At 41.9% G+C, this 18,919-nt stretch carries 17 protein-coding genes; 7 read left to right on the top strand and 10 right to left on the bottom strand.

Features of this window, described 5'->3' with window-relative positions:
- From WKF69_RS11295 to WKF69_RS11285, 3 genes are all read right to left on the bottom strand, one after another.
- Positions 1-880 (bottom strand): M56 family metallopeptidase (locus WKF69_RS11295; protein ID WP_340381973.1); only part of this gene is annotated, 880 nt, incomplete at its 3' end.
- A 4-nt stretch (positions 881-884) separates the two neighbouring features.
- Positions 885-1,262, bottom strand: coding sequence for a BlaI/MecI/CopY family transcriptional regulator (locus WKF69_RS11290; RefSeq protein ID WP_340381971.1), 378 nt, complete (start codon positions 1,260-1,262; stop codon positions 885-887).
- A gap of 173 nt (positions 1,263-1,435) precedes the next feature.
- Complete coding sequence (locus WKF69_RS11285; protein ID WP_340381969.1) at positions 1,436-2,557, bottom strand: TlpA disulfide reductase family protein; 1,122 nt, start codon at positions 2,555-2,557, stop codon at positions 1,436-1,438.
- 186 nt (positions 2,558-2,743) lie between these two features.
- Between WKF69_RS11285 and WKF69_RS11280 the strand changes: the two genes are divergently transcribed.
- The 3 genes from WKF69_RS11280 to mutS all read left to right on the top strand — a co-directional run bounded on the left by WKF69_RS11280 (position 2,744) and on the right by mutS (position 7,275).
- Complete coding sequence (locus WKF69_RS11280) at positions 2,744-3,841, top strand: histidine kinase (protein ID WP_340381967.1); 1,098 nt, start codon at positions 2,744-2,746, stop codon at positions 3,839-3,841.
- A complete protein-coding gene (locus tag WKF69_RS11275) occupies positions 3,819-4,496 on the top strand; it encodes a response regulator transcription factor (protein WP_340381965.1) in 678 nt (225 codons plus the stop codon). Before WKF69_RS11280 ends, WKF69_RS11275 begins: the two co-directional genes overlap by 23 nt.
- 202 nt (positions 4,497-4,698) lie before the next feature.
- Positions 4,699-7,275 carry a DNA mismatch repair protein MutS gene (mutS, locus tag WKF69_RS11270; protein WP_340381975.1) on the top strand — a complete coding sequence of 859 codons (2,577 nt, stop codon included), beginning with the start codon at positions 4,699-4,701 and terminating at the stop codon, positions 7,273-7,275.
- Positions 7,276-7,301: 26 nt separating this feature from the next.
- Here the strand turns inward: mutS and WKF69_RS11265 are convergent, their stop codons facing one another.
- The gene (locus WKF69_RS11265; RefSeq protein ID WP_340381964.1) at positions 7,302-8,510 is read right to left on the bottom strand and encodes a PQQ-dependent sugar dehydrogenase; all 1,209 of its coding nucleotides are present in this window, start codon (positions 8,508-8,510) and stop codon (positions 7,302-7,304) included.
- A gap of 111 nt (positions 8,511-8,621) precedes the next feature.
- Positions 8,622-9,116, bottom strand: a complete 495-nt coding sequence (locus WKF69_RS11260) for a YMGG-like glycine zipper-containing protein (RefSeq protein WP_340381962.1) — start codon at positions 9,114-9,116, stop codon at positions 8,622-8,624.
- A gap of 425 nt (positions 9,117-9,541) precedes the next feature.
- Between WKF69_RS11260 and WKF69_RS11255 the strand changes: the two genes are divergently transcribed.
- The 3 genes from WKF69_RS11255 to WKF69_RS11245 all read left to right on the top strand — a co-directional run bounded on the left by WKF69_RS11255 (position 9,542) and on the right by WKF69_RS11245 (position 12,137).
- Positions 9,542-10,198 (top strand): ATP-binding cassette domain-containing protein, encoded by a 657-nt coding sequence (locus WKF69_RS11255; RefSeq protein ID WP_340381960.1) that lies wholly within the window; start codon positions 9,542-9,544, stop codon positions 10,196-10,198.
- 110 nt (positions 10,199-10,308) lie between these two features.
- On the top strand, positions 10,309-10,854 hold the full coding sequence (locus tag WKF69_RS11250) for an NlpC/P60 family protein (RefSeq protein ID WP_340381958.1): 546 nt from the start codon (positions 10,309-10,311) through the stop codon (positions 10,852-10,854).
- Between the two features lie 335 nt (positions 10,855-11,189).
- Positions 11,190-12,137 (top strand): exonuclease domain-containing protein, encoded by a 948-nt coding sequence (locus WKF69_RS11245; RefSeq protein WP_340381956.1) that lies wholly within the window; start codon positions 11,190-11,192, stop codon positions 12,135-12,137.
- 86 nt (positions 12,138-12,223) lie between these two features.
- On the opposite strand, the gene WKF69_RS11240 is transcribed toward WKF69_RS11245, so the two are convergent.
- The 4 genes from WKF69_RS11240 to queG all read right to left on the bottom strand — a co-directional run bounded on the left by WKF69_RS11240 (position 12,224) and on the right by queG (position 16,808).
- Positions 12,224-13,060, bottom strand: coding sequence for a hypothetical protein (locus WKF69_RS11240; protein ID WP_340381954.1), 837 nt, complete (start codon positions 13,058-13,060; stop codon positions 12,224-12,226).
- Positions 13,061-13,090: 30 nt separating this feature from the next.
- Positions 13,091-13,771, bottom strand: coding sequence for a LytTR family DNA-binding domain-containing protein (locus tag WKF69_RS11235; protein ID WP_340381952.1), 681 nt, complete (start codon positions 13,769-13,771; stop codon positions 13,091-13,093).
- 182 nt (positions 13,772-13,953) lie between these two features.
- A complete protein-coding gene (locus WKF69_RS11230) occupies positions 13,954-15,480 on the bottom strand; it encodes a histidine kinase (RefSeq protein ID WP_340381950.1) in 1,527 nt (508 codons plus the stop codon).
- A gap of 398 nt (positions 15,481-15,878) precedes the next feature.
- Positions 15,879-16,808, bottom strand: coding sequence for a tRNA epoxyqueuosine(34) reductase QueG (gene queG, locus WKF69_RS11225; RefSeq protein ID WP_340381949.1), 930 nt, complete (start codon positions 16,806-16,808; stop codon positions 15,879-15,881).
- 148 nt (positions 16,809-16,956) lie between these two features.
- Between queG and WKF69_RS11220 the strand changes: the two genes are divergently transcribed.
- Positions 16,957-18,315 carry an OmpA family protein gene (locus WKF69_RS11220; protein ID WP_340381948.1) on the top strand — a complete coding sequence of 453 codons (1,359 nt, stop codon included), beginning with the start codon at positions 16,957-16,959 and terminating at the stop codon, positions 18,313-18,315.
- 119 nt (positions 18,316-18,434) lie between these two features.
- Here the strand turns inward: WKF69_RS11220 and WKF69_RS11215 are convergent.
- A partial coding sequence (locus WKF69_RS11215; RefSeq protein ID WP_340381947.1) for a Holliday junction DNA helicase RuvB C-terminal domain-containing protein occupies positions 18,435-18,919 on the bottom strand: 485 nt, incomplete at its 5' end.

Genomic DNA, 18,919 nt, shown 5'->3' with positions numbered 1-18,919 from the left:
TTAATGCGTGTAAAGAGGTTGAATTTATTTCGCCAGAGGCAGCAATTCCGAAGGAATAATTTTTTAAATTACTTTCTGCAATGTGGAGAAGTGCGCGTGCATACTGGTTAGTATCCTTTGTATATTCCATAACCAGATCATCACATGCGAATTCCCGTTCCCGTCTGATAGCTCTTGATAAGAGCCACATAAATGGATTAAAGAATAATATAGTTTCTATTATCTTATGAAGGATATTAAGGATATAGTCGTTTCTTTTGATATGCCCAAGCTCGTGGAGAAGGATAGCTTCAACCTGTTCCGGACTTAGACGATTCAGCATGGCTATCGGGAAAATGATCATCGGCTTAATAAAGCCAGCGGTAAAGGGGCTAAAAACCCTCTCGGCAAGATGAAGCTTAACACTCTTATTTATATTTAATTTTTTACAGAGAACTTGCAGTCTCTCTTCCCAAATTTTGTCAGACCACAGTTTGCTTTTTTTCCGAAATACCTGCAGATGATAAAGCCCGGCCAAAATGATGCTTCCCTGAATGAATATTCCTGTAAAGTATAAGCCTGCTATCCATTTAGCGTAATTGGTGCTTTGATAAAAAGTCACTTCAATGGTTTGATGGCCTGGATATGGTGAAATGTCTGAAATGTTGGTAGCTAAAATCTCAGCGCTTGCGGCTTCCGTGGAATAGCTGCGCACCAGAGAAGTGATGAAACCTGCTAAGATCAGTAGCATCGCACTATATAAAAACTTAAAGCGATTTTCCGCACTCATAGCGGGGGCTGACCACAGCAGGATCTTAACAAAAGCATATACTATAAATCCCTGGCCAATAGAGGTTAATAAAGATGTGCTCAAAGCCGAAAAAAAGATATTTTGCTCCATTTCCTTACTTTTTATCTAATTCATCCAAATACTTCTTGATCATTTCAATCTCTTTCTTAGAAGATTTTTTATTGCTCAAAGCCTGCATTACCAATTGTGCGGCTGAACCATTAAAAACGTTATCTATTAATGAGTCGAGCATATTCTGACTTGTTTTGTACTGTGAAACAAGGGCTTTGTAAACATGCGTACGACTATTTGTTTCCCTTTCCAAAAGGCCTTTTTCATTCATGATCTGCATCAGCTTAAGGGTAGTGGTATACCCGATGTCAAGGCCTTTGACTTTCGATAGCTCCTCATTTACTTCCCTCACGGTTACTGATCCCTGCTTCCAGATGATCTGTAATATCTCTAATTCACTGTTTGTCGGCTTCACTTTCATGTTAAATACGAATTCTTTCGTATACAAAAATACGAATAGTTTCGTATAAAAAAAATTATTTCACATTTTTTAACAAATAGAATATTAAAGGGGACAGGGATCAGTCGTTTTTCTGCCAGATACCTGTCTGGTACCTGCATGAGCCGGATAGATGCCGAATCAGTCTTGCTAATTTATTTTAAAGCTCTCAAAATCTCTTCTTCCAAATTCGGCGGATATGCCGGCATTACCATTGAGGCAATTCCTTCTTTATTTATCAAAATATAGAAAGGTACACTACTTAGTTTGTAGTCCTTTTTTATTTGCTCGTTGCCTATTAATGTTGCAAAGGGAATGTTTTTGTTTTTCGCATATAGCCGGGCTGATGGTAGCTGCTTTAAATCGTTTGTGATCCCGTAGACAGTCAGGCCCTTATCTTTATATTTCTCATAAAGCTGTTGAATCTTCGGCATCGATTCTATGCAGGGGCCGCACCATATCTCCCAAAAATCGAGCAGTACCGCCTTTCCTTTAAAATCTGCTGAGGAAATCTTTTTACCATCAAAGGATTCAAGCTCGAATGGGGGAATAGGTTTATTTGCCAGATCCATCCGGGAATCCCTGCGTGTCACAGGAACAAAATGCGTATATTCCTTCAGGAATGGCGGAGAGGTAAAGGGATAAAATACGGGAACATTGATCTGGAGGTTCTTTGCCTCAAAGTACAGGTCTTGCACCTTACCAAGGGTTTCCTGATGGCGCCTTACAGCTACAGGCAGCATAGTCTGTTTGCTGATGGTTACAATCTTCCTGCGTTTGGAGACATCATATTCTGTCAGATCGGGATAATTGATCGTCAGGTAATAATGGTCATGGTCCTCCCTGACTATCAACCCGGAAGCCCTCGAAGTATCCAGTTTTACAAGGTCGGGCATAACCAAATGACCGCCACCCCCCGAAAGCAGGTTATGCAAACCGAAATTGGTATTCATTAATATATATGTTTTGGTGTCTGGATTGCTTTCATAACCGATATGGCCGTCGTAGATCTTTTCGACTTTCTCATTGTCTTTTTTTGCCCGGAAGCGAAAGCCCAGCAAAGTATCGGCGGGGTCAGTTTGGACAATCACCTTACCCGTCATCCTCCGCGGATCGCCTGAAACTAGAGTATCGACTCGATCCATGGTATACGTCGCCGTTTTTAGAGCCGACTGAGCTTGTTGTATTTGTTTAATTAATGCTGCCGGGCTGATATCCTGGGAGTACGCACTGCAATAAAAGAGTAAAAATAGAGAAGTTGTCCGTAGAGCTTTCATGATGCTGTTGTCATTTATTAAGGCAAACTTATTGTGCTGAATAGGATTTAAGCTATTTATTAGACCGGGCTTCGACATAATTAGACGAAACGGTTCTGTCGAAGAAATAGGGGGATTGGTCTAAAATGTAGCTTTACCTAGGGCGCAGTTCTAACGAGGATTAAAAATATTGCCTAATTTCAGGTCGTGAAGAGGTTAGACTATTACTTTGAGGATAAATATCACCGGCTTGAGGCCGCATTCTTCGTGATCTATTTTGTGCTCTTCCCGATGCTTTCAAGCATTGAATACTACATTTACGAATCGCCCGCGGCTTCCCAGTTCGATGATATTCCCGAGCGCCTGACCTATGGGCTTACTTCAATGATCCCGCCCTGGATCTGCTACAAATTCGTTATTCAGAGTTTCCTGTTCAGGAAGAAGTATCTGGAATTTGCAGGCCTGCTGCTGGTTTACCTCGTGCTGCACAACGCTTACAGGATCGGTGTCTACTGGGTTGTTTCTAACTCATCATTTCTCCCGGTCCAGATGGTGGCCCGCGCAAAGATATATTATAGCAATAACAGCGTTTTTCACCATATAATCACCATTTTTGAACTGCGTGATTTGCTGGTACTATCGTCCCTGGCCTATTTCATTCGCTCTGCCCGGCAAGACAAAAAGATCAGTGAATTGCAGAAAATGCAGATCCAAACTGAGCTCAATTACCTGAAGGTGCAAATGCAGCCGCATTTCTTTTTTAATACCCTCAATAACATCTATGCTCTGACACTGCAGCGATCCGAAAAAGCTGCACCTTTGGTCGCAAAGCATGCCGATATGATGCGGTACATTCTTTACGAATCGTCCGGTAAACCGGTTGAGCTTAAAAAGGAGATCGCTTTCATACAGAATTATATTGAAATAGAAGCAATGCACCATTCAGAAAACATTGATATTTCTTTAGAAACGCAGGGCATTATTGATTCTGCTTTCATAGAACCCTTACTCATACTTCCTTTTATCGAAAACATGTTCAAGCACGGCATTCGTCAGGAAACAGGAATGGGATATGTTCACATCATTATCAGCCTGGTTGAAAACGAATTGTCTATGGAACTTAAAAACAGTAAACCTGCCGGGATGAACAATGCACAGAAAGGCATCGGACTTCAAAATGCCCGGAAAAGGCTGGAGATGCTTTATCCCGAAAAACACACTCTGGAGGTCGATGAAACTCCGGATAGCTACGAAATACGGCTTAGCCTAACTTTGAATTCATATGACCCGATGTATCATAGTTGATGATGAGCCGCTGGCGCGGGAGGTATTGCAGGATTATATCCGGGAACATCCGGAACTTAGGCTACTCAAAGCTTGCAGGAATGCTTTGGAAGCTTTTGAGATCATCAATGAGCATGAAACTGACCTGATTTTTTTAGACATTCAGATGCCTGGCCTAACCGGAATCAGCTTTATCAAATCCTTAAAAGATCCGCCGGCTGTTATTTTCGTGACCGCCTATCCCGAACATGCCGCAGAAAGCTACGACCTTAATGCCGTCGATTATTTGCTAAAGCCCGTCACCAGTGATCGGTTTAAGGTTGCTGTAGAAAAATACCTGAAACAGCACATCGAACAGGGACCGAAAAAAGATTATGCGTATTTTAAGGTTAACGGCCGGATGATCAAGATCCTGCATAAGGATATCATTTTCGCCCAGTCTATAAAAGATTATGTCATAATCAACACGGCTAATGAAAGGTTCGTTACCCACATGACGATGAAATACCTCAACGATCTGCTACCCGCGAATCTTTTCAAACGTGTGCATCGTTCCTTTTTGGTGGGAACCGCCCATGTCACCGCCATTGGCAGAAACGGGATCGAATTAGGGACACATCGTATTCCCATCGGTGAATCGTATAAAAGGGCTGTACTGGAGATCGGGAAAATGTAAGTCCGGATAATAGCCGGTGTCATCTGGTAATCTGCGCATGGTGCCGTTAAAATCGTTTGCCGAAGGCATTCGCCGCTTCAAAATTCCCAACGTCCGGTCATTTTTCCACAAATCTCAGAAAACATCTGCAATCCATTAACTTTATCCCCTGACTAATTTTAAATCTTTGTCTAAGAAGAACGAACAGAAAGAAACCCCCTTAATGCTGCAGTATAATGCGATCAAGGCAAAATATCCTGGTGCATTGCTGCTTTTTCGGGTGGGGGATTTTTATGAAACATTCGGTACGGATGCTGTTACAGCATCCGGCATACTTGGAATCGTCTTAACCAGGCGCGGAAATGGGTCAGGAACCCACATAGAACTTGCCGGCTTTCCACATCATTCCCTTGAGATCTATCTGCCTAAATTAGTCAGGGCAGGACAGAGGGTTGCAATTTGCGACCAGTTAGAAGATCCCAAAGCAACAAAAACTATAGTTAAAAGAGGGGTGACGGAGCTAATAACCCCTGGTGTATCCTATAGTGACAATATTATACAACAGAACACCAATAATTACCTCGCTTCGCTATATTTTGAAAAAAACTTATTTGGAATAGCTTTTATCGATATTTCTACCGGAGAGTTCCTGGTAGCACAGGGTAATGCGGCTTATATCGACAAATTACTGCAGAGCTTCAAGCCCAGCGAGGTTATATTCCAGAAAAGCCGTCAAAGGGATTTTATCGAAACGTTTGGCGACAGATTTTACACGTATCACCTTGACGACTGGGCTTATAGCGGCGATTATGCAGGAGATGTCCTGTTAAAGCATTTCGAGGTAAAATCACTTAAAGGCTTCGGAATAGAAAAATTTCCACTTGCCATAACCGCCGCGGGTGTTGCGCTACACTATCTTAACGAAACCGAGCACCGAAATCTCCAGCATATATCATCTGTATCCCGCATTGAAGAAGATCGCTACATGTGGCTCGACCGCTTTACCATCCGGAATCTGGAGCTAATTGGTTCTACTAACGAGAATGCAGTAAGCCTTGTTGACGTGCTGGATAAGACTTGTTCGCCAATGGGAGCACGCTTACTTCGTCGCTGGATAATAATGCCTCTAAAGGAGCTTAAGCCTATCCGTGAGCGCCTGGATGTGGTTGAATATTTGGTGAACACTGAGGAGTTAAGGGAGAATCTATTGAAAGAGTTGAAGCAAATAGGAGACCTTGAACGACTTATATCGAAGATCGGCTTGATGAAGGCCAATCCAAGAGAAGTTATGCAGCTTAAAAGAGCCTTGTATGCGATTGCTAATCTTAAAACTCTTTGCGAAAATAGCGACAGCTATGCGTTGAAAACCATTGCAGAACAACTGAACAACTGCACACTAATTCGTGACAAAATAGAAAAAGACCTTAATCCTGATCCGCCGGTTATGCTGATTAAAGGAGGAGTAATTGCTGATGGAGTAGACGAAGAGCTTGACAGGCTGCGGAAAATCGCATTTGGCGGCAAGGGCTATCTGCTGGAGATCCAAAAGAGAGAAGCGGAAATAACCGGTATCCCTTCTCTAAAGGTTGCTTTCAATAACGTATTTGGATATTATCTTGAGGTCACCCATACTCATAAAGATAGGGTTCCTCCTGAATGGCTCCGGAAGCAAACTCTTGTTAATGCCGAGCGCTACATCACTCCGGAACTTAAGGAATATGAAGAGCAGATCTTAGGGGCCGAGGAAAAAATCCATGTGCTGGAAGCCCGGTTATATGGTGAGCTTATGTTTGCCCTCTCTGAATATATTAAACCAATCCAGCTAAATGCGCAGCTTGTTGCTCAACTGGACGTGCTATTGAATTTTGCCGGCCTCGCTATTAAAAATTATTATGTGAAGCCTGAAATCGACGAAAGTAAAGTAATTGATATTAAAGGCGGAAGACACCCTGTCATTGAAAAAAACCTGCCCACCGGGGAGGAATATATAACAAATGATGTGTTTCTGGATAGTGAAAATCAGCAGATCATTATCATCACCGGGCCAAATATGTCGGGTAAATCGGCATTGCTGCGGCAAACCGGCCTAATAGTGCTGATGGCACAGATGGGCTGCTTTGTACCCGCGAAAGAAGCCAGCATTGGTTTGGTAGACAAGATCTTTACACGAGTGGGTGCCTCAGATAATATTACATCAGGAGAGTCGACATTCATGGTTGAAATGAATGAGACTGCCAGTATATTGAATAATCTATCGGAACGAAGCCTGATTCTGATGGATGAGATCGGGCGCGGCACCAGTACCTATGATGGAATTTCTATAGCGTGGTCGATCGCTGAGTATCTGCATACCCACCCAATCGCAAAAGCTAAGACACTCTTTGCTACTCACTATCATGAGCTGAATGAATTAACAAATTCCTTTAGCAGGATAAAGAATTTTAATGTATCTGTTAAGGAGGTTGGCAATAAAGTTATTTTCCTTCGAAAGTTAGTACCTGGCGGAAGTGAACACAGTTTCGGTATTCACGTAGCTAAAATGGCTGGAATGCCGGCGAAACTTGTGAGCCGGGCAAATGAGATCTTAAAACGGCTGGAACAGGAAAGGACAGGGGGGGAGGATATTAAAGAAAGCATGAAAAAGGTGCAGAAACAAGCCTACCAATTACAAATGTTTTCCATAGACGATCCTGTGTTAGTAAAGATCAGGGATATGCTGAATAACCTCGAGGTTAATACATTAACCCCTGTCGAAGCATTAATGAAACTGGATGAGATACAGAGGGTGATCAAGGCTTAAGGCTTCGAGCTTAAAGCTTTAAGCCCTTATTCCAGTTTATATATCTTCCCATCGCCGTACGAACAAACGTACAGCTCATTGTTAGCGTCCTCACCAAAAGAAGATATCATTCCTTTGTGCTTAATTACTAAGGCGTTGCTGTACTTTCCTCCGGATGATGGTGTGAGCGCCCATATATTCCCGGTAACATAGTCGCCATAGATATATTTTCCCTTAAGGGATTTTAGAGATTTGCCTCGATAAACATGTCCGCCCGTCACAGAATTACCTGTTTGAGGTCCCTGGCGGTACGACCACACAGGCAGGATTAAATCCTGCGTATTACAGTTGCCCGATCCATAGCAATCCTCAGCCTCCATCACATTCCAGCCATAATTTCCACCTTTTTTAACGATATCGATCTCTTCGATCTTGTTTTGGCCGACGTCGCCCATCCAAAGGTCTCCCGTAGTTTTGTCAAAACTAAATCTCCAGGGATTACGGATCCCATAAGCAAAGATCTCCTCTTTGAAGCCCTGAGTATTTCCCTTATATGGATTATCTGCCGGGATTGAATACTTAAGTCCCCCTGAGGTTTTATTTACATCGATTCGCAAGATCTTACCCAGAAGAGTTGTTCTATTTTGTCCGTTTTTCTGTGGATCGCCGCCGCTTCCACCATCTCCAACACCGATATATAAAAACCCGTCGTTACCAAATGCAACTTTCCCACCGTTGTGGTTATTGTATGGCTGTTTAAATGTTAGGAGGATCACCTCAGAAGCTGGATCCGCCATATTCGGATCATTCTTACTTGCAGTGAATCGTGAAATTACAGTTTCAAGACCCGAGGTATTACGCGTATAGTTCAAATAAAAATATCCGTTCTTCTTAAATTCAGGATGAAATGCCATTCCAAGCAGGCCGCGCTCGCCGCCTGCTGTAACTTTACTTTCTATATCCAAAAAAACTTTGGACTCCTTAACATTCGGACTATTTGCGAAAACGTGAATTTTCCCGCGTTGCGCTACAACAAAGTTACGGTTGGTTCCATCTTTGGGGCTTAGGAATTCAATAGGCATGCTAAAGCTTAGCGCAGGAAATGCATCCTTTAAAGCAACACTTTGAACTGAGGCCGCTTTTTTTGCTTTATAGGTCTCCTTTTTAAGTTTTGCACCCTGTTGTGCTTGCAGAAAAAACGCGGCACCCATTACGATGAATAGAACGATAAGGAGGATTTTACGATTGGATCTCATTTGATAGGAATTATTTGATGTAAATAACACAAATTATCGGATAATATTAAAAATGCGCCATAAAAAAGCCCCCCGACTAATCGGAGGGCTTTAATATCATGAGAGTTCCTATTATTGGACTCTTCCACTTCTCCTGTCTCTGCTGCGGCCGATTACATAACCGGTACCAGCACCAACAACACCACCTATAGCTGCACCACGACCATTTTTCTTATCAACAAGAATTCCGGTTGCAGCACCCGCTACTCCACCAATAACTGCACCCTTTGCCGCTGAGCTCCATCCTCTTCTTTTAGCCTCCTGAGGTGTTGTGTACACCACGCTGCCGTTATCAGAAATGTAACCCTGTCTATTTGATGAGCTTGATGACCTTGAGGACCTTGATGCTGTTGATCTAGTTGCAGCTCTTTCTTTTGCAACGGCTGCTGCTGCTATTACAGTAGCTTTTTCAGCTTCTTCCGCTCTTTCAAAACTGTCAAGCCTCGCAGTTTCGTGAGCAACCCTGATGGAATCCCGAACTGCATTAGCACTAGCTACTTCATTTGCTTTATTGTTGCATCCTGCAACTATTGCAGCAAATGCAAATCCTAATAATATACGTTTCATAATCTTCTGTTTAAGCAAAGCATTAATATGCTATTGCGTTTATACTATAACGAAAAATGGTGCCAAGATATTATCCGTATTGCAATGTTGCGACCAACTCCTATATTAGAAGAAGCAACTCCTATCATGCGAATTATACTCCGGTCCCTGGTTACCTTTTATAAAAGCTTCGCGCTTTTAAGTCTTATTATTAACGTAGTCTGCATCGCAGTTATTGTAAAAACCGAGTTCAGACTTTTCCCGTTAATGTTTTGGTTTAAGGCCACTGTCATGGCAATTATCTTTTATTTTGTCAATGATTACAAGCAAAAGGAGTTTTACTACTATCAGAATCTGGGGATTTCAAAAAATACTTTGTGGATATCAACATTCGGTTTCGACCTGGTCCTGTTTCTCCTGGTTAACTATTTAATCTACGCCTTAGGATGACCCATATTCTTGAAGCAGACGGCATACAACTAAGTTTCTCAAATCGAAAAATACTATCTGATATTTATATCAAGTGTGAGACTGGTAAGGTTACGGGCCTTCTAGGCAGGAATGGCCAGGGTAAAACGTGCCTGATGCAAACGATCTATGGCACTCTTCGACCAGATATAAAATCGGTTCGTTTCGACGGGGTGTATATAAACAAGCCTTATAGGCGATCAGACCTGCTGGCGTATGTTCCCCAATTTAACTTTATACCACCTTCTCTTACAATAGAGCGTGTTTTTAATGATTTCAAGTTAAAGGTTACAGGCTTTGAGAAGATCTTCCCGACATTCGGCTCAGGGATTAAATCCCAGCTTGGAAACTTATCAGGAGGACAGAGGCGGCTCATAGAGTTATATGTGATAATAACATCAAAAGCTCTTTTTGTGATGCTTGATGAACCATTCAGTCATCTTAGCCCTGTTCAGGTTGAACAGGTGAAGGCGCTGATCACAGAGGAGAAATCGAATAAAGGGTTTTTGATTACCGATCATATGTTCAGGCATGTGATTGATATAGCGGATCATACATATCTTTTAGCTAACGGCAAATTGAATCTTACAACCTCAGTTGAGGATCTGGAGTATTTAGGATATGCGCACTTTTAGCTGTTCACACGGAGTGAGGCGCTTGTAACACCCGGAAATTGACTTACTTATTCACACTATGTTTATAACATCCGGTTTGAGCTAAGATCATTTAGATTGACCTTAGACGCATGATCTTTAACCTGAGGAATAAAACGCTTTTTATATTTTTAGTACTTGCGACATTGCTTTACTCATCCTGTAAAAGCAAAAAGATCCTTACAGACGCATCTAAAAGCCGTTCTGTAACCTCCGGGAGCCTTACTGAGCGATATGCTTCGTTATTAGATGTAAGAGAGAAAGAGCTGGGCAACGAAAAACTGTATCGTTTTATAGACAGTTGGATGGGAGTGCCACACCGCAGTGGTGGAATGGATAAGAAAGGGGTGGATTGTTCTGGTTTTACGACCATCCTTGAAAAAGAGATCTTTAACCGCGCGGTTCCAAGAACTGCAAAGTCCATGGCGGAGTCGGTTAAGAGGAAATATGAAGACGATCTCGAAGAAGGTGACCTTGTATTTTTTGATTTCCAGGGACAGAAATTTAGCCATGTTGGAGTTTACCTGCATAATAATAAGTTCGTGCACGCCTCAACTTCCAAAGGCGTTATCATCAGCGATCTTAAAGATCCGTGGTATTACAAGTATTTTTCGAGGGCCGGTAGTATAAAAGACTGATTAAATCATCTGCCTACTGCCGTTAAATAGTAAATTTGAACCTTATAGTTAATTATGCGCCAACGTCACGGTGATTATTCATTCTGGACTAAATACAAGCGGTTCGCAACAACAGAGATACTACTTTATTTGATCATGATCATAGGGATCACTCTGGGCATTTTCATTTTTGGCTGATCGCCCTTTAATAAAAAATATAAAGCTAATTTCCGCGTATTATAAATGATTTTGCGATGTTTGCTCAATATACGCTATGAACCGTCCATCAGAAACATCATGTTGATTTTTCTGATGGTAAGCTCCATCTGGCCGTTAAAAAACAATAATATAAACAGATGAAACTAAATTTAAAACGCCCGCTTGCATTCTTTGATCTTGAGACTACAGGTGTTAATGTTGCATCCGACAGGATAGTCGAAATATCTATCCTTAAAGCAATGCCTGACGGTACAGAACAAGTGAAAACTATGCGGATCAATCCGGGTATTGCTATACCTCTGGAATCCTCGTTGATACATGGTATATATGATGAAGATGTTAACCGTGAGCTAACTTTTAAACAGGCGGGAGAGGAGCTTGCCCGTTTTCTTGATGATTGCGACCTTGCAGGCTATAACTCTAATAAATTTGATATTCCCGTTCTTATGGAAGAGTTCCTTAGGGCCGGAATAAATTTCGATATCGATAACAGGCATTTCGTAGATGTCCAGAATATATTCCATCAGATGGAACAGCGTACTTTACGAGCGGCTTACCAATTCTACTGCGGGAAAGTAATTGAAAATGCACACTCAGCCGAAGCTGATATCAAAGCTACATATGAAGTTCTCCTTGCCCAGATCGGTAAATATGAAAACCAGGATTGGGAAGATAAAAAGGGCGTGATTACCAAGCCGGTCCAAAATAATATTGAAGCTCTTCACAAATTCACAAACCTAAATAAACCGGTGGATTTTGCTGCCAGAATGATTTATAATGATGAAGGCGTTGAATTAATCAATTTCGGCAAACATAAAGGAAGGTCAGTTGAAGACGTGTTCCAGGCCGAGCCTAGCTACTATAACTGGATGCAAAATGGGGATTTTCCGCTTTACACCAAACGCTGCCTCGAAAAGATCTGGAAAAGATGGAATGCAAAAAAAGACGCCTTGCGTTTAGCAAAGCAAAATGAAGCCAAGCCAGAACAAGCCACTCAAGCCGCGCCTAAAAAAGCCGAGGATGCTAAGCCAGTCGATAGCGATATGCTGCAGCAGTTGAAGATGAAGTTTGGGAATAATTCTTGAGTTGACGGCCGACAGTATTTAAATGCCCTAATTAACTAATAACAGGTTATCAATTATCTATTTTTAATTTTCACTGCCCACTTTAGTCACTCCAGAGGATATACCGCTGAACTAATCATTCCTTCATCACTCAGAAGCGTATTTAAAGACTCCGAAGCTAGAACGTTTTTTACCGAAGTCCTTTTCCCATCTACCCAAACCTTATTTTGCACCATGCGGATGCCGTGGCTATAATCCACGTGGATCGTGCTGTGGCCGTTGTAAAGAGGCTGTATCGCCTTTCCGTCCGGTCTATGCCAGCCATAGATAACCACTCTCAAAACTCCTTTGTCGTTGTATATCTTATTGGAAATGATCACATCTTTTTTGTTTCCTGCAACCAGGCTTCCTAAAGGATGCTCTTCGATTGACAGCTTTCGCTGAGTATTTACAAGGGTATTATGCTTCTCGAACACAAGGATTGTGATCATTTGGGAAGAAGGAGGGATAGGCTCAGGCACCATTTTAACAGCGGCGTTCTGATAGATCCTGTCCGATATTTTCCTTGTCGGAAGGCTGGATTTGAGTAAGTTAGCCACCTTTTGCGCAAGCTGTGGCTTCATCGGGCAATAAAAATAATCTTCGTTGGATCCTATGGCTATAAAATCAGGAAGTACAAAATACCGAATACTATGCGAGTTGCCATTTATGACTGCGGTATCCTTTATCTCCGTTAGATTCCTGTAGAAATCAGGAACGTTCCCCGATCGGATCTCTTCAAATATAATCCTCTCTCTTTCAGCCAGGCTAATAGTAGTATCTCTCATGCTTTTTGAAAACTCAGACCCGCTTAATGCGCTGGCTGAGCGCTTTTTCAACTCTAGTTTTTGACCGTACGAAACAGCTGTGCTAATAGCTAGGAAAAAGAAGAGTATGGATTTCATACTCTAAATTAATTAAAACTCCAGTAATTGCTACCTCTTATCCAGGCCGACGAGATTCTGCATGTACGATTCGCTCACTGGAATAGTGGATCCCTGGATGTGCAACTGGTGACGTTCTATCCGATCAATATTACTTACAGCAACCATGTAGGATCTGTGCGTTCTGATGAACTTATTTTTAGGTAAGATAGCTTCCAGTTCGGCAAACGTCATGCGCGATAGGAGGCTTTTTCCTTTTACAACGAAATTGACATAATTACCAGCCGCTTCCAGCCATAGAATATCGGCGAAGTTTACTTTTTCCTGCTCGTAGCCAGTTTTTAAAAAGATGTAATCGGCTTTGCCGCTCTTGTTCCGCAGTTGAAATAGTTCGTACGCTTTATTACATCCCTTAATAAAGCGACTTAACGAAAAAGGCTTGAGAAGATAGTCTATAGCGTCCAGTTCAAAACTGGTCACAGCATGTTCTGTATAGGCCGTGGTAAAAATTACCATCGGCTTTTTATTGAGACTGTTCAGGAAATCAATCCCGGAAATATCCGGCATCTTAATATCCAGAAATATAAGGTCAATACTTTCTTTTTGCAGATACTCCATCGCCTGAAAGGCATCGGTAAATTCTGCCTTCAAATTTAAAAATGGCACTTTTGAGGCGTGACTGCGCACTACTTCAAGTGCTAAAGGTTCATCGTCAAGGGCAATGGCATTCATTCTGTAAAAGTAAGATATTAAACACTGTTTGGCTATTTAAACGAAACGGATTTTCCGGTGTTGTAAAGGCCAGTTCAAAGTTTGATAGTTCAGAAATTAGGATCTGTCCTGCGTTCAATACTTTTTTGCTGGAATTGATCACAACACACAGAAATAACACTAACAGTACTTTCTTCATCGCATTAGTCCAGCTGAATGGTTAAGTGTACGAAAAATTCTTTACCGCTTTCTCTGATAGATAATTCATGACGGGTAGGGTACATTAACCGTAACCTCTGCTGCACGTTTGACAGTCCTATACCGTTATTATCCTTTTCGGGATCGTTGGCCGGCTTATCATGCATACTGTTAGAGATATCAAAGTACAGCGTTTTGTCCTTAGTCACAAGGCTGACCCTGATAGTGGATTTTTCCTTAAGGCTTATGCCATGTTTAAAAGCATTTTCCACAAAAGGAATAAGCAGCATTGGCGCAATTTGCAGCACACCAACGTGGTCCTCAATTTCCGTGCTGATAGTGATATCCGGAGATGATTGCGTGCGCAGCGATTGTAAAGCGATATAGTTATTCAGATATTCGATCTCCCTGTTCAAAGAGATCTTTTCCTGCAGGTTTTCATGCAGCATAAAACGCATCATATCTCCAAGCTTCTGGATACCCTCAGAAGTCCTTTCTGCCTTTTCCTGTAACGAAGTACCATACAGGGTGTTTAGAATGTTGAAAAGAAAATGTGGATTGATCTGTGAGCGTAAAAAGTTTAGATCTGCAGTGGAACGTCCAAGCGCAGTTTGAAGTCCTTTTATCTCATAATCGACACTAATCCGATGCTTGTAAACATACCAGGCCAGGGGAGCGGTAAATAATAACTGAAATCCAATATTAAATAGAGCAGTGATTATTGCAATTTCCTTATTGTGACTCGTAAGCAGAACAAGCAATATTGCCAGGATGGGCAACGAACTTAACAAGGTTACCCAGAAGAAGTTCTTCATGAAAACTCTGAATGGCTTTGCAGTACCCCTTAGTTGTGGCAGTATTGCATACATGGCATAGCAGTATAAAAATATACCTGCAAGAGGACAGGAAGCGAAGGCCAGTACTACATCGGACCCTACCTGGCTGATTAAAAGCAAGAATAAGCCAATCATCCAAATTATAAAAGCATAAATGCCATCTCTGGTAATTACTCTATACTTTGATTGTATCAGATCTGAGTTTCCCAGGAGGTAAACTGCAATATGTTTAATGAAGTTGTATAAAGCGAACATCATCAATAACCAGAATGAAAAGATGGCGCTCTCCTGAAATAGCTTAGCATAGAGCTGATCTTCAGTATATGAATTAAAAAAATAGCCCTGTAGCCAGGTGTCAGTCACAGCCAGAACAACACTAATTATATAGAAAATTACTAAGGTGAAAAGGATATTTAGTGTGATATTTTCTCGCCTGCTTAACGGTGGAACGATAAAGAAAGAAAGCAGCAAATAACTTCCATAAAAGGTTATATACCTAACCAGGGAAGGCAGGAAGTAATTGTTGAAATAGGTGTATTGCTGTTGGGCTTCGGTGAAACTGTCTTTGTTATATCTCCATTCGTGTATATTCACTGATCCTGATACAAGGAAGAATATGGAGAATACGAACATGGTCGTAGCAGCCCAGTATTCAATTCTGTTAATATCAGAAGGGTTTTTTATGAAATTCTTCATATTGAGTAGTTATAGTCTATTGGTCTTATTGAGCACTATTCGAAACATCGTCGTTCTTGATACCCCGTGAATTCTTCTTGATCGTAGATTTTAATTTACCAAACTTATATGAAAGGTTAGCGATTATAAATACTTCCTGAATTATGAAGCAATATTACCGCGACTGGAACGCTGCTGCCAATAAATGTGACAGGATGGGGAAAAAATGTGACGAACGGGAAAGTTGTACGTAATACGTTTTACGTAATACGTTGCAAACGACCAAAGAGCGTTATACGTTGTACGTTATACGTTTGCAAAGGCCACAACCTCTGGGTGAAAAGTTGCGGAAGTAAGTTGGCTTCCTATCGCTAGGTACGTTGGAGAAGACGTAAAACGTAGAACGTATCACGTACAACTCAACTTCGTAAGAAGTCAATATTCCTTTTCAACCCGCTAAACTTGGTGCGTTTTACGGCTGAGTTTTTAAAAATTCTGCTGAATGTGTCCTGAGTTATCTCCTGCCAATCTGCGGATTTGATTCCAAGCAGGTTCTGATTGGCGTTGAAAGAGGGTTCGGTGTGCAACACCGAGAATTTATTCCAGGGGCAGACATCCTGGCAAATATCACAACCAAACATCCAGTTATCCATTTTGCCCTTAAATTCGGCAGGAAGTTCGCTTTTCAATTCGATTGTGAGATAGGAGATGCATTTGCTGCCATCCACAACATACGGTGCTACTATGGCTTCCGTTGGGCACGCGTCAATGCATCTTGTGCAAGTACCGCAATGGTCTTCTGTTGGAGCAATATCATATTCCAGCTCGAGGTCAGTGATCAGTTCAGCAAGGAAAAAGAACGAGCCACTCTTTTTGCTGATAAGGTTCGAGTTCTTTCCGATCCAGCCGAGTCCTGATTTACTCGCCCAGGCCTTATCCAGCACAGGGGCCGAGTCAACAAAGGCACGGCCATTCACCTCTCCGATGTTCTCGTGAATGGTTTCAATCAGCTGCCTGAGCTTATTTTTGGTGACTGAATGATAATCTTCGCCAAAAGCATAGCGGCTTATTTTCGGTGCATTCGGATCTGTCTGCACCTGGTCTGTATAATAGTTTAAAGACAGGGAAATCACAGATTTGGCCCCATCGACAAGCTTAGTAGGATCGAGGCGCTTATCAAAATGGTTTTCCATATAGCTCATTTCGCCGTGCGAACCATTTTTTAGCCAGTCCTCCAGACGAGGGGCTTCTTTCTCTAAAAACTCAGCTTTAGATATACCGCAAGAAAGGAAACCCAGTCTTTGGGCCTCACTCTTAATGAATTGAGTATATTCTCTTTTGCTAATCATCTGATCTGTAAATATAAAAATAACGATGGGAGCGTGAGACTAATTTGCAGTGAAATCCTTAACGGAAGGTTAAATTTATTTTAATTTTGGCACCTAAATTTGCTTGTGGTATAACTTTTGTTATACGTGGCAAACAAACTTTTAGACTATGAATTCAAAATTTCTAAAACTTTCAGCACTTGCGTTAGGGCTGATCGTATCATCAGAAACCTTTGCTCAGGAAACCACGGTAAGCCCGGTAGCGGTTCCGCCGGTATTCTCGCCATCTTCATCCTTCAGTACCTGGTCATTTGGAATCAATGCAGGCGTTCTTGCTCCAACTGTTCTTGCTGGTAAAAATGATTTTACCAGCTGGAAGGCTGATCTTGGTTATGGAGCATACATTAAGAAGCAAATATGGCCGGCAGTTGGGATCCAGGCGAGTTTTCTTGGAGGTAAGCTAAAGGCGGATAATTCCAGGCTTCTTGGAAACGGTACAGCACTAAAAAGTCCTTATACGAGTTACGAAACCCTGGTTAAATATTCAGGAAGCTTAAATGCGTATTGGAGCCTGGCAAATATATATTGGATGAACAGAATCAATGTTATCCAGCCTTATTTAACAGCGGGTTATGGTTTAATGGGCTATGATGTGGATGTTACGAGTGCTACTGCAACAACCCGTTTCAATCCCGAAACGGTTTACGAATCATTCATTCCTGTAGGTGCAGGCCTAAAGTTCGGTATCTCTAATAATCTGATGCTCGATCTGGGTTATCAAATGAACTTTGTGGATGGCGATAATCTTGACGGTTATCATTCCGGTCCGCAAACCGACAAATTCTCTTACTCCCACATAGGCCTCGAGTTTCTTCTGGGTGGAAAATCTAAACCTGCGCTGTCAAGGTATAACCCGGTTGCAGCTTTAGAGGCTGACTATATTGCGCGTAATGCAGCCCTTCAAGCCGAGCTTGCAGCCGAACGTGGGAGAAATGCAGCACAGTTAGCTCAAATGGCCACGGATTGGGCGCGTTTTAAAATGGACTCTGATGGTGACGGTGTGTCTGATTATTTTGATAAATGTCCTAATACACCAACCGGAACTCAGGTTGATGGCGCAGGTTGCCCTATCCAGGTAACAAACACAACAGTTAACCCGGTACGAGTTATAGTGACAGAAGAAGACAGGAGAGTAGTAGCTGAAGCAATTAAAAACCTGGAGTTTGACTTTGGAAAAGCAACCATTCGCCCGTCTTCATTTCCAAGCTTAAACAGGGTTGCAGATCTTCTAAAATCTAAGGATTTCAGTCTTAAACTAGCAGGTCATACAGATAATGTAGGAAGTGATGCGGCTAACTTGAAATTATCTAAAGACCGTGCAGAATCAGTTAAATCATATCTGGTAAGCCAGGGAGCTAATCCATCAAGGATTGAAGCAACCGGATACGGTGAGAGCCAGCCAATATCTACCAACAATACTGCTTCTGGTCGCCAGAATAACAGAAGGGTAGAGTTTACGCTATACTAATTAGGAAATTAGCAAATGAGTAAATCAGCAAATGAGCAATAATATCAATGGCCTTCAAGATGAAACTCTTGAAGGCCATTTGCTAATTATCTAATTTCCAAATTTTCTAATATAGGGCGTTAAAATAAAGTATTCCCACCTGACTTGATTCTGCCAAGGTGTTTGTAGGCGATTTCCGTACATTCACGTCCCCGGGAAGTGCGCATAATGTAACCCTCCTGGATCAGGAAAGGTTCGTAAACTTCTTCTATAGTCCCTTCTTCTTCACCTACAGCCGTAGCTATGGTTTTTAAACCTACAGGCCCGCCTTTAAATTTATCAATTATCGTGACAAGGATCTTATTATCCATCTCATCCAGTCCATGCTCGTCCACGTTAAGTGCGTTAAGCGCATATTTTGCAATCTCTGTATCTATGCTACCATTACCCTTGATTTGGGCAAAATCCCGTGTTCTTCGTAATAACGCGTTAGCTATCCGCGGTGTGCCGCGGCTTCGTCTTGCAATTTCGAAAGCACCTTCATCTGAGATTGCGGTTTTAAGGATCTCAGATGAACGCAGCACTATGGTTGTTAGAAGCTTCGCATCATAGTATTCAAGCCGGC

Origin of the sequence: Daejeonella sp., assembly GCF_037719425.1 — a bacterium.
Taxonomy (GTDB): Bacteria; Bacteroidota; Bacteroidia; order Sphingobacteriales; family Sphingobacteriaceae; genus Daejeonella.
Note: the sequence above shows the minus strand (reverse complement) of the source record. Positions and strands in the feature narration are given on the sequence as shown.

Excerpts from the sequence above, each read along its gene's own strand:
- WKF69_RS11290 (WP_340381971.1), bottom strand. The coding sequence starts at position 1,262 with ATGAAAGTGAAGCCGACAAACAGTGAATTAGAGATATTACAGATCATC.
- WKF69_RS11285 (WP_340381969.1), bottom strand. The coding sequence starts at position 2,557 with ATGAAAGCTCTACGGACAACTTCTCTATTTTTACTCTTTTATTGCAGT.
- WKF69_RS11275 (WP_340381965.1), top strand. The coding sequence starts at position 3,819 with ATGACCCGATGTATCATAGTTGATGATGAGCCGCTGGCGCGGGAGGTA.
- mutS (WP_340381975.1), top strand. The coding sequence starts at position 4,699 with ATGCTGCAGTATAATGCGATCAAGGCAAAATATCCTGGTGCATTGCTG.
- WKF69_RS11265 (WP_340381964.1), bottom strand. The coding sequence starts at position 8,510 with ATGAGATCCAATCGTAAAATCCTCCTTATCGTTCTATTCATCGTAATG.
- WKF69_RS11260 (WP_340381962.1), bottom strand. The coding sequence starts at position 9,116 with ATGAAACGTATATTATTAGGATTTGCATTTGCTGCAATAGTTGCAGGA.
- WKF69_RS11255 (WP_340381960.1), top strand. The coding sequence starts at position 9,542 with ATGACCCATATTCTTGAAGCAGACGGCATACAACTAAGTTTCTCAAAT.
- WKF69_RS11250 (WP_340381958.1), top strand. The coding sequence starts at position 10,309 with ATGATCTTTAACCTGAGGAATAAAACGCTTTTTATATTTTTAGTACTT.
- WKF69_RS11245 (WP_340381956.1), top strand. The coding sequence starts at position 11,190 with ATGAAACTAAATTTAAAACGCCCGCTTGCATTCTTTGATCTTGAGACT.
- WKF69_RS11240 (WP_340381954.1), bottom strand. The coding sequence starts at position 13,060 with ATGAAATCCATACTCTTCTTTTTCCTAGCTATTAGCACAGCTGTTTCG.
- WKF69_RS11235 (WP_340381952.1), bottom strand. The coding sequence starts at position 13,771 with ATGAATGCCATTGCCCTTGACGATGAACCTTTAGCACTTGAAGTAGTG.
- WKF69_RS11230 (WP_340381950.1), bottom strand. The coding sequence starts at position 15,480 with ATGAAGAATTTCATAAAAAACCCTTCTGATATTAACAGAATTGAATAC.
- queG (WP_340381949.1), bottom strand. The coding sequence starts at position 16,808 with ATGATTAGCAAAAGAGAATATACTCAATTCATTAAGAGTGAGGCCCAA.
- WKF69_RS11220 (WP_340381948.1), top strand. The coding sequence starts at position 16,957 with ATGAATTCAAAATTTCTAAAACTTTCAGCACTTGCGTTAGGGCTGATC.